Below are 9551 nucleotides of genomic sequence, written 5' to 3'. Positions count from 1 at the left end.
CGGAGTGGCTGGCGCCGACTCGGTGTTTCCTTCCCGGCATCCACAGTCTGGCATAAACATATAGGGCGTGGTATATCCCTCTAATGGATACATAGGTGCATTTCCATGTGCGAACGGATGATATGGGTGATTCGCGGAGTGTTGACCTATTGGTTGGCTAAAGTCGGACACGTATCCACTTGCAGGCATACTATATTGTGGTCCTCCCCATGCGTTGCCCCACTGGCTACCCTGGACCGCACTCTCTGGTTGCTGCTGCGGGCCCCCTTGATGGATAAATGGAGGATAAACAGGATAGGATGTATTTTCAGACGCTTCATGACTCGGATAATATCCGGGGGTGCAGCAGCAATCTGAATAGGCAGGATAAGGTGAGGGATGAGCATGTATGGGTGCTGTCTGCACAGGCCCCCAGCACCATGGATGCTCACAGTCATGATGATAGCCCTGATCTGCAACTACAGTAGGAGAGGCATGTTCTGCAAAGGAAGTATTTACAGGAGCATTCCCCCAATTCTGAGGAGATCCAATCCCCGGATACCACGAGTTCGGCATAGCATTTATTGGCGGACTGTAATCAAATGCCGGTTGCTGTAATGGCCATGAGGAATTCTCCATCGGCTTCGAGCTGGTGCAGCCACAAAACTTTTCGGTTACGGGTTGCTTCTCAATATGAACTGGAAGCTGCGGTTTAGGTGCAATCGGTTGGGTGACTATAGGTTGCATTTGTTGAGGTGGGGCAGGTTGAGTAATTATGGGCTGCAATTGAGGTGGAGCAGGATTTACGGGCGCCATATTGACGGGTGCCATATTGACAGGCGCCATAGGAACTTCAGGCAGTTTTAATTCAGGAAGCTTAGGAGGATTCACTGTTTCTTTCGGCTGTGTCATTTCTTCTTTAGGACTAGGCATATTCTCCGGTTTAGGCTGTGTTAATTCCGCCTTGGGCTGGGTAAGCTCTTCCTTGGTTGGGGATTCAGGTTTAGGCTGTGTCATCTCTTCTTTCACTGCGGTATTTTTCTTATTCACAGAAAGATCAGATACGCTTTCTTTGTAGTGTGGAATATTAACTGTTTCTCCAACCAAAAGTGCATTCGGGTTTTTAAGCTGGGAATTGGCATCAATAATTAACTTAAGCGGTACATTCCACGCCTTGGACAACTTCCACAACGTATCACCTTGCTTAACTTTGTGTTGATAGACCGTTGACGGCTGTGTTTCCATCGTAACAGGATCTGTCGGAATTTTGATTTTCTCGCCGATGCTCAACTGATTAGGGTCTGCCAATTGGGGATTGGCGGCAATAACTTTCTCTAGTGTCACATTATACTTCTGTGCCAGTAAGTACAGAGTGTCACCTTTTTTGACGATGTGTATTTTCACAGGTCACAAACCTCCTAGACTTTCGTTCGGGCGGGATAAACGCCCGGCTTCTGTTATTACATCCTATGCACCTCCCGGGCGAATGACCCCCTACAAACAAAAAAATCCTCTCAACCGAATACTCTTACAAGCATTCAGTCAAAAGGATCTCGTATTCTTTTAGTCCTGCCACACTTTATAGCCATCCTGATCCACAATCTTCCGGAACTCGGCCAGGAGCTCTAAAGTCACTGGACCAGCAACACCGGAGCCGATCGTACGACCATCTACTTCATAAGCTGCAATCACTTCTGCAGCGGTTCCCGTAAAAAACACCTCATCCGCCACATATACATCATGCAATGTAAAAGGTTGCTCCTTAAGCGAATATCCAAGCTTGGCACACAAATCGATGATAGCATTACGTGTAATCCCCTCAAGCGCTCCCAAATAACAAGGCGGTGTATATAACACTCCATTTTTGACAATGAAAATGTTATCAGCAGAACCTTCCGTCACATATCCTTGGGAATTGAGCATAATAGCCTCACCTACACCAGCATAATTAGACTGGATCTTCACCAGGATATTGTTGAGGTAGTTCAATGATTTTATCTTTGGATTCAAAGCATCCGGGATGTTGCGACGTTGAGAGACAGAAATTGTCTTCAGACCTGTCAAATAAGCTTCTTCCGGATAAATGGCGAGCTGCTCGACAATAATGATGACACTCGCCTTTACACAACGAAGGGGATCCAAACCTAGATTTCCAGCACCCCGGGATACAACCAATCGGATATATCCATTGCGCATTTCGTTAAGACGAATCGTTTCAGCCATTGCTTCCAACATTTCATCAGGAGACAACGGAATGTTCAACTGAATAGATTTCGCAGAATCATACAGCCGCTCTAAATGCTCCTTACATTTAAAAATATTGCCGTTATAAATACGAATACCCTCAAATATACCGTCTCCGTACAAGAAACCATGATCGTATACGGAAACCTTTGCGTTCTCCTTAGTCACATGCTGTCCATCCAGATAGATCCATTGTTCTGCCATTACAACCACACCTCCGATTAATGTTCCTTCAAAATAGGTTCGATCGCTGCTTCAACATACTTGTAGCTTGGATAAGAGCCAAGAATACGTACATGGCACCCCAAAGCCTCGATCTCTGCAAAGGCTGCCGGAAGCAAAACGGAATGCAGAGATTCCAGAACTTCAATGTAAAAATAATAATTACCCAATTGCTTTTTGGTCGGACGCGATTCAATACGAGACAGATTTAACCTGCGCCATGCAAATGCGGATAAAACCTGATGCAGCGCTCCTGGGAAATCCTGCGGCGGCGTAACCAGAATACTGGTTCGCTGGCCTTCAGGCGTACGCGGGAACCTTACAGGTTGATGTCCAATCAAGACAAAGCGGGTGAAATTGTTATCATGATCCGTCACTTTGCTGGCCAAAATATCTAATCCGTGTTTGGTAGCCGCAAGCTTGGTTCCAAGAGCGGTCCAACCTTTACCTGGGTTATGTTTAACAATTTCGACGGCCTCTGCCGTACTTCCTGCATTCTCCAGCTCGGCTTGAGGAGCGAAAGTTTGTATGAATTCTTTACATTGGGGAAGCGCTACAGGATGGGACATAATTTTGACCACTTTGCTCAAATCAAGCTTGTCCTGATCCCCGAGAAATTCACTACGATGTCCAATAAGATTTTGAATTGAAGGATATACCCATTCCGCCTGCATTGGAATGTCTACCTCATGCACAAGCCAGTCCATATGCAAACTTACAGAGCCATCAATCGTATTTTCTATAGGAATTACACTATAGTCTGCCTGTCCCTTGTCTATTGCCTGAAATACGTCTGCTATATGCTTGTAAAACAGTAGTTCACAGGGTGTATCTCCTAACAAATATTTAATTGCTTCATGAGAAACAGTCCCCTCAGGAAGAAGTGCAATTCGCATCATATCGTAAGTTCCCCTTTAATCATATCCATAAAAGGGTGTGTATTCCCTTCCGTATATACTTTAGCCCCTTCAATCTCCGGGCGCAAATTTAAAACAGACGCAGTGATCCCTTCTTTGTTCATTGTCTCCGTTAAATACTGTTCAAGCTCCGCTTTACGATTTTCCCGTTGATCCGTCAATGCCAGCAATGTCGGTCCAGCACCGCTAAGGGCCACACCCAATGCACCATAATGGTACGCATTCTGTAGGATCTCTGTCATACCCGGTACAAGTGCCGCACGGTAAGGCTGATGAAGCTGATCACGCATCGCTTCAGCGATTAGATCTGTTCGACCCGATGCCAATGCCGCTACCAGCATTGAAGCATGGCTAATATTATATACAGCATCCTTCAAGGATACATGGGTAGGCAGGACCTCTCTGGCCTTCGACGTGGACAGTTGAAAATCTGGAATAACTACCATTACCTCTAGATTAGCATCCGGTTCAATCCGTAAGTGCTTGGCATGTTTGCCATCCCACACGGCAGTAATAATACCGCCAAACAAAGAGGCCCCGACATTGTCCGGATGCTTTTCAATAGCGCTTGCCATATCAAATAGCTTGGAATCCGACAGAGGCGAGCCAATCAGCGTATTAGCGGCCACCAGCGCACCTACAATGGCGGAAGCGCTGCTGCCCAAACCACGGGTAAGCGGAATATCCGAGTACATCGAAATTTCCAGTTCAGGAACAGATACACCTGCTTCACGAAAAACCATTTGTGCTACCTTGTAAATCAAATTGGTTTTATCTTGGGGAACGCCATTCATTTGATCCCCGTACAGATGGAAAGCTGTCTGCTCGGCCTCTTTTAATTCAATCCATGCGTATAGAGACAACGCCATGCCCAATGTATCAAAGCCAGGTCCTAGGTTAGCCGTACTCGCAGGCACGCGCACTCTTGCTGTTTTCAAAACGGTCATACAGATGATTCCTCCTGCTTTTATTAACTATCCTTCTACCCGATATACACTCTTGATGCGGCGAATCACGTCCAAAGTTTCAAAATGCTCCAAAACCTTTTTCATACTTGCTTTACTAGCTAAATGAGTCACGATAATAATCTCAGCATCGGGATTAGTCTCATTCGGCTGCTGCACGACAGATGCCAAACTGACATTGAATTCAGCAAATACCTGCGTAATCTGTGCCAATACCCCTGCTTTATCATCTACGTGTAAAAGCACGAAATTTTTGAAATACACGTCTTCGTCATTGCAAATTTTTTTAGGATTGTAGGGTACGATTGCTTTTAGCCCATTTACGCCAAGTTTGAGGTTTTTCACTACAGCTACCAGGTCAGCCACTACTGATGTAGCTGTTGGCATTTCGCCTGCACCTGCACCATAAAACATGGTTTCTCCCACTGCTTCACCATGTACATAAACTGCGTTGAATACCCCGTTCACCGATGCTAATGGATGCTGCTTGCGCACCATAGTCGGCTGAACATTAATCGTAAATTCATCACCTTGGCGTTCTGCAATACCAAGCAACTTCATTTCATATCCTAGTTTTTTAGCAAAGGCAATATCTTCACTGGTTACCTTTGAAATACCGCTCACGCTTACATCCTTGAGCTCTACATTAGAGCGGAAACCAAGGGTTCCCAGTATTGCCATCTTGCGCGCCGCATCCAATCCTTCGACATCTGAGGTCGGATCAGATTCTGCGTATCCAAGTTCTTGAGCTTCCCTAAGAACCTCCTCGTACGAGGCTCCTTCCTGACTCATTTTAGTTAAAATAAAGTTTGTTGTACCGTTCACAATCCCCATAATGCGCGTAATACGGTCAGAGGAGAACCCTTCAATGAGTGTACGAATGATCGGGATACCGCCTGCCACACTAGCCTCATAAAAAATATCACATTGTTTTTCCTGTGCTTTTGCCAATACTTCAGAACCGTGCAATGCCATTAAGTCCTTGTTGGCTGTTACAATGTGTTTGCCTCTCTCTAGCGCTTCTAGAATGTACTCCTTCGTCTGATCAATCCCACCCATGACTTCGATAATCACATCAATTTCAGGGTCTCGAATGACTTCCCACGGGTCCTCAGTAAGTTTGGCGGTGTCTACTTCTATGGAACGATACTTATCTATGTTTTTTACAGCTATTTTTTCAATGATGATCGGTGAACCTACTTGTCTGCTCAAGTCTTCCTGATTACCCTCAACGATTCGAACGACTCCCGTACCTACAGTCCCTAAGCCTAACAATCCTACTTTGACCGGTTTCATCCATTCCCCTCCTGCTAACTTTTATCTAACGAACTGTATCGCCTCAGCCTTGCCCAATCAGGCGGACCCGCTTGACTCCAGAAATGCTTTCCAAGCCCTCCAGCAGAACACCCAATTCATCACTAAGCCTGGACATTTCGACTGAGATAACTACATTGGCTCTACCTTGCAGTGGAATACTTTGCTGGATCGTCAGCACATTACCTCCGTAATCCGCCACTCTGCCGAGCACCCTGGACAGCATGCCGGATTGATGCTCTAGATCGATAGAGATATTGACAATTCGCTCACGCTCCAACTGGTTAACCAAATGTATGCCATCTTTATATTTATAAAAGGCGCTTCGGCTTAGCCCAACTTGCTCCACAGCATCATGTACGGTTTTAACATCTCCCGAAGCCAGCAGCAGTTTTACCTGTATGGTCTTAACAATAGCTTCAGGCAAAATATCTTCCCGTACCAAGTAATAGCGCTCTTTCAAGAACGTCCTCTCCTCAAAGACTTATGTTTTTGTATAGAGGACATTATATCTAAACTCATGAAAATCGGCAAGCTAACAATACAAAAAAACGGCTACTGCCTTCTATAGAATTCCCTATAGTACAGTAACCGTTCAGGTTTTAAAGCTTTATTTAATTTTTAGTAGTAGCTGCTGCCTTCTACGAATTCGAACTCGAAATCAGCGATGCGTACAGATGTACCATCTGTGGCACCACGTTTGCGTAGCTCAGCATCCACACCCATATGACGCAACGTTCTTGCTAATTTCAAGATGGCATCATGCGAATTCATCTGCATGCGCTTCATCATGCGCTCAATTTTGGGGCTGTGCACCACGAATGTGTCGTTTTCACGTACAATCGTAAAGCCCTCGTCTTCGGCCGTATCCAACTTAAATACCTTGCGTTCATTGACTTCTGCTACTTCCTCAACAACCGGCTCGTCCGGTATTTGATCCAACAGATCAGCAGCCCGATAGAGCAGTTCCTTTACACCCTGACGTGTCAGAGAGGAAATAGGCATGATTTCAAGGTCAGGACGTATCGTAGCAATCTGCTCTTTGAAGTGAGCAAGATTTTCTTCAGCTTCCGGCATATCCATTTTATTGGCCGCCACAATTTGTGGACGCTCAGCCAGAGCTGCATTATATTGCTTTAATTCGTCGTTTATTTTGGTCCAGTCTTCGAACGGGTCACGTCCTTCAGAGCCGGCCATATCCACAACATGGATAATAATTCGCGTCCGCTCAATGTGCCGCAGGAATTCATGGCCCAGTCCAGTGCCTTCATGGGCTCCTTCAATCAAACCAGGCAAATCGGCCATCACAAAGTTCCGCTGATCCCCCACATCCACGACGCCCAGATTTGGGGTAATCGTTGTAAAGTGGTATGCGCCAATTTTGGGTTTTGCAGAAGATACAACTGACAACAAGGTAGACTTTCCTACACTAGGAAATCCAACCAAGCCTACGTCAGCCATCACTTTTAACTCAAGCGTAATATAACGTTCTTGCCCCTCCGCACCGTTTTCAGCCAATTCAGGCGCTGGATTACTCGGTGTTGCAAAACGAATATTGCCACGTCCTCCGCGTCCTCCTTTAGCTACAACAACCTGTTGGCCATGACGAGTCATATCTGCCAATACTTCACCTGTGTCATCATCCATGATAACTGTTCCCGGTGGTATACGGACGATCATATGCTCTGCGTTGGCTCCGTGTTGGCTTTTGTTGCGACCTTTTACCCCACGCTGGGCTTTAAAATGCCGTTGGTACCGAAAATCCATCAAGGTACGCAAACCCTCATCTACACGGAAAATTACATCTCCACCGTTCCCTCCGTCACCACCAGCTGGGCCGCCATTAGGAACATATTTCTCACGGCGAAACGCAATTAATCCGTCTCCACCGTCACCGCCTTTAACAAAAATCTTCGCTTTATCTACAAACATGGTTACACCTTCCTTATGTCTGGCACTGCATTCGAATTTGAAGCATATCGCCCGTAGGGAGCTTCTCTGTTCGAAGGCGTTTACTTCCAAGTACGGATCTGACCTGCTTTAGTATATTTAAATCGGCAGGTATGTCACTTCCTTCAAACCGGACGATAACATCATTCTGATCCATACCGAAATAAAGTATCAATCTGCGCACTTCTCCCCAGGACGACCGGCCCCCGCCATATTGATACGCACGCACCGTTTGTATGACGGCCGAGGCAAGCGACTCGCCGTCTTCGGGAGACATGACAGCGTCTAACTTTAAATCCTCCTCAACCTGTACCGACAATTGTAAATTTCCGGCGTTCACGCGAAAAGACTGCAAATAAAACACCAGCGAGGGAATACCCAGCTTAGATATTTTACTGTCTTCCGACACCCGCCCCTTTATTGTTTCCACATAAGCAGCTGATTTATCATGCTTATTCATACGAATATAGCCATAAAGCACCTGTAAATCATTCATCCAGTCATGCCGATGATGGTTAAGCGTTGCTATCGCTGTACGCTCAAAAGAACGCAAAGCAGCTTTCCGCTCATGTTCAACCTGTCTATGTGTATACCACATACCAAAACAAGCAGCAGCTACAGCCCACACAGCTAGTATGATAATCGTTAATGCTTTGGGATAGAGCAGTGAAAAAACCAAAGGAATCAGAATGGAACCCAACGCCAGATAAGGCGCTCTTATCCGCTGGAACATGGCTTCTCTCCGTTCTGCGATAATTAAATGGACTAGTCAACAACCTTTATCCAGTATAGCACAGACTAACTTTCCAGTTCATTACCATCATGCAAAAAAGCCTCCGACAAAAGTGCCGGAGGCTTTTTCAGCGTGTCTAAGCCGCTATTAAGCTTCTACAGTAGCTGCTACTGGAGCAACGTCGATCGGGTAGATGCTCACCTTTTTGCGATCACGGCCCCAACGTTCGAACTTCACAACGCCGTCCACTTTCGCGAACAGAGTGTCGTCCTTACCGATGCCCACGTTCGTGCCCGGGTGAATTTTCGTTCCGCGTTGACGAACCAAGATGCTACCGCCGGTAACTGCTTGACCGTCAGCACGTTTCACTCCAAGACGTTTCGATCTGCTGTCACGTCCGTTTTTTGTGGAACCTACACCTTTTTTCGATGCGAATAACTGAAGATCCAATGTCAATTTCAACATGATGTCTACCTCCTTCTTTGTTTATTTTCTATTTGAATATACTTACCGTATGATTCAGCAATGCTTGTCAGCATAATCACCATGGACTCCAACAACAGTTGAACCTGTGCGTTCGCATCATGATAACTTTCAGGAGAAAGATACGCGCTTAAAAAGCCGTTTTCCATTTCCGTTTCCATTTCAACGTCCGTAAGAGCTACAATCGAATTGACAGTTCCTACTGTTACCGCTGAAACACCAGCACATACGATATCCTCGCCAGATTTAGCAAAATTCGCATGGCCTTTAACAGAAAACCCCTGTATGCTGCCATCCTCCAGTCGTATAATACGCACGATAATCAATTATCGCACCCTCTTACGCTTGGATTTTTTCAATCGTCACTTTCGTGTACGGTTGACGATGACCTTGCTTCACATGGTAGTTCTTTTTAGGTTTGTATTTGTATACAACGACCTTTTGACCTTGACCATGCTTCTCAACTTTAGCTGTTACAGAAGCTCCAGAAAGAAGCGGTGTACCTGCTGTCAAGCCATTGTCGCCGGACACTGCCAGAACACGATCGAACGTTACAGTTTCACCATCATTAGCTTCCAACTTCTCGATGAACAATACATCGCCCTCTTGAACTTTGTATTGCTTACCACCAGTTTCGATAATTGCGTACATTTGCTTGCACCTCCTTATGTCTCAGACTCGCCTAATTGCAGGTGGCAGTTTCCTTAGGATACTGCACTTCAGTACCTGATTGGAGCGGTTACA

The 9551-nt window shown here is 45.8% G+C and carries 11 protein-coding genes and 1 other annotated feature (2 of these 12 only partly in view); all 11 genes read right to left on the bottom strand.

Going from position 1 to position 9551, the window contains the following annotated elements; translation table 11 throughout:
* A protein-coding gene (locus BN1546_RS17545) for a LysM peptidoglycan-binding domain-containing protein (protein ID WP_058830524.1) crosses the window boundary here: on the bottom strand, nt 1–1383 show its 5' portion. The gene continues 261 nt to the left of window position 1, outside the view; the window shows 1383 of its 1644 coding nt (coding positions 1–1383); the start codon lies at nt 1381–1383; the stop codon falls past the left edge of the window.
* A gap of 159 nt (nt 1384–1542) precedes the next feature.
* Nucleotides 1543–2427 (bottom strand): branched-chain-amino-acid transaminase, encoded by an 885-nt coding sequence (gene ilvE / locus BN1546_RS17540; protein WP_058830523.1) that lies wholly within the window; start codon nt 2425–2427, stop codon nt 1543–1545.
* A gap of 17 nt (nt 2428–2444) precedes the next feature.
* Nucleotides 2445–3344: a prephenate dehydratase gene (gene pheA, locus BN1546_RS17535; protein ID WP_058830522.1), complete on the bottom strand. Its 900-nt coding sequence runs from the start codon at nt 3342–3344 to the stop codon at nt 2445–2447.
* Complete coding sequence (gene thrB / locus BN1546_RS17530) at nt 3341–4309, bottom strand: homoserine kinase (RefSeq protein WP_013372657.1); 969 nt, start codon at nt 4307–4309, stop codon at nt 3341–3343. Before thrB ends, pheA begins: the two co-directional genes overlap by 4 nt.
* A 27-nt stretch (nt 4310–4336) precedes the next feature.
* Nucleotides 4337–5623, bottom strand: coding sequence for a homoserine dehydrogenase (locus tag BN1546_RS17525; RefSeq protein WP_064963346.1), 1287 nt, complete (start codon nt 5621–5623; stop codon nt 4337–4339).
* Nucleotides 5624–5666: 43 nt separating this feature from the next.
* Complete coding sequence (locus BN1546_RS17520) at nt 5667–6104, bottom strand: ACT domain-containing protein (protein ID WP_013372659.1); 438 nt, start codon at nt 6102–6104, stop codon at nt 5667–5669.
* A gap of 158 nt (nt 6105–6262) precedes the next feature.
* Nucleotides 6263–7573, bottom strand: coding sequence for a GTPase ObgE (gene obgE / locus BN1546_RS17515; RefSeq protein ID WP_013372660.1), 1311 nt, complete (start codon nt 7571–7573; stop codon nt 6263–6265).
* 13 nt (nt 7574–7586) lie between these two features.
* Entirely contained in the window at nt 7587–8324 is a 738-nt protein-coding gene (locus BN1546_RS17510; protein WP_090738426.1) for a Spo0B domain-containing protein, read from the bottom strand.
* Between the two features lie 147 nt (nt 8325–8471).
* Nucleotides 8472–8789, bottom strand: coding sequence for a 50S ribosomal protein L27 (gene rpmA, locus BN1546_RS17505; RefSeq protein WP_013311590.1), 318 nt, complete (start codon nt 8787–8789; stop codon nt 8472–8474).
* 5 nt (nt 8790–8794) lie between these two features.
* Nucleotides 8795–9133: a ribosomal-processing cysteine protease Prp gene (locus BN1546_RS17500; protein WP_016818432.1), complete on the bottom strand. Its 339-nt coding sequence runs from the start codon at nt 9131–9133 to the stop codon at nt 8795–8797.
* Between the two features lie 13 nt (nt 9134–9146).
* The gene (gene rplU / locus BN1546_RS17495; protein ID WP_013372663.1) at nt 9147–9458 is read right to left on the bottom strand and encodes a 50S ribosomal protein L21; all 312 of its coding nucleotides are present in this window, start codon (nt 9456–9458) and stop codon (nt 9147–9149) included.
* A 13-nt stretch (nt 9459–9471) separates the two neighbouring features.
* Nucleotides 9472–9551, bottom strand: a sequence feature (ribosomal protein L21 leader region); it runs 7 nt beyond the window's last position.

The organism is Paenibacillus sp. Mc5Re-14 (assembly GCF_001049835.1).
In the GTDB taxonomy this organism is placed as follows: Bacteria; Bacillota; Bacilli; order Paenibacillales; family Paenibacillaceae; genus Paenibacillus; species Paenibacillus polymyxa_C.
The sequence above is the reverse complement of the archived record's forward strand: the minus strand, read 5'-3'. Positions and strand labels throughout refer to the sequence as shown.

Excerpts from the sequence above, each read along its gene's own strand:
- ilvE (WP_058830523.1), bottom strand. The coding sequence starts at position 2,427 with ATGGCAGAACAATGGATCTATCTGGATGGACAGCATGTGACTAAGGAG.
- pheA (WP_058830522.1), bottom strand. The coding sequence starts at position 3,344 with ATGATGCGAATTGCACTTCTTCCTGAGGGGACTGTTTCTCATGAAGCA.
- thrB (WP_013372657.1), bottom strand. The coding sequence starts at position 4,309 with ATGACCGTTTTGAAAACAGCAAGAGTGCGCGTGCCTGCGAGTACGGCT.
- BN1546_RS17525 (WP_064963346.1), bottom strand. The coding sequence starts at position 5,623 with ATGAAACCGGTCAAAGTAGGATTGTTAGGCTTAGGGACTGTAGGTACG.
- obgE (WP_013372660.1), bottom strand. The coding sequence starts at position 7,573 with ATGTTTGTAGATAAAGCGAAGATTTTTGTTAAAGGCGGTGACGGTGGA.
- BN1546_RS17510 (WP_090738426.1), bottom strand. The coding sequence starts at position 8,324 with ATGTTCCAGCGGATAAGAGCGCCTTATCTGGCGTTGGGTTCCATTCTG.
- rpmA (WP_013311590.1), bottom strand. The coding sequence starts at position 8,789 with ATGTTGAAATTGACATTGGATCTTCAGTTATTCGCATCGAAAAAAGGT.
- rplU (WP_013372663.1), bottom strand. The coding sequence starts at position 9,458 with ATGTACGCAATTATCGAAACTGGTGGTAAGCAATACAAAGTTCAAGAG.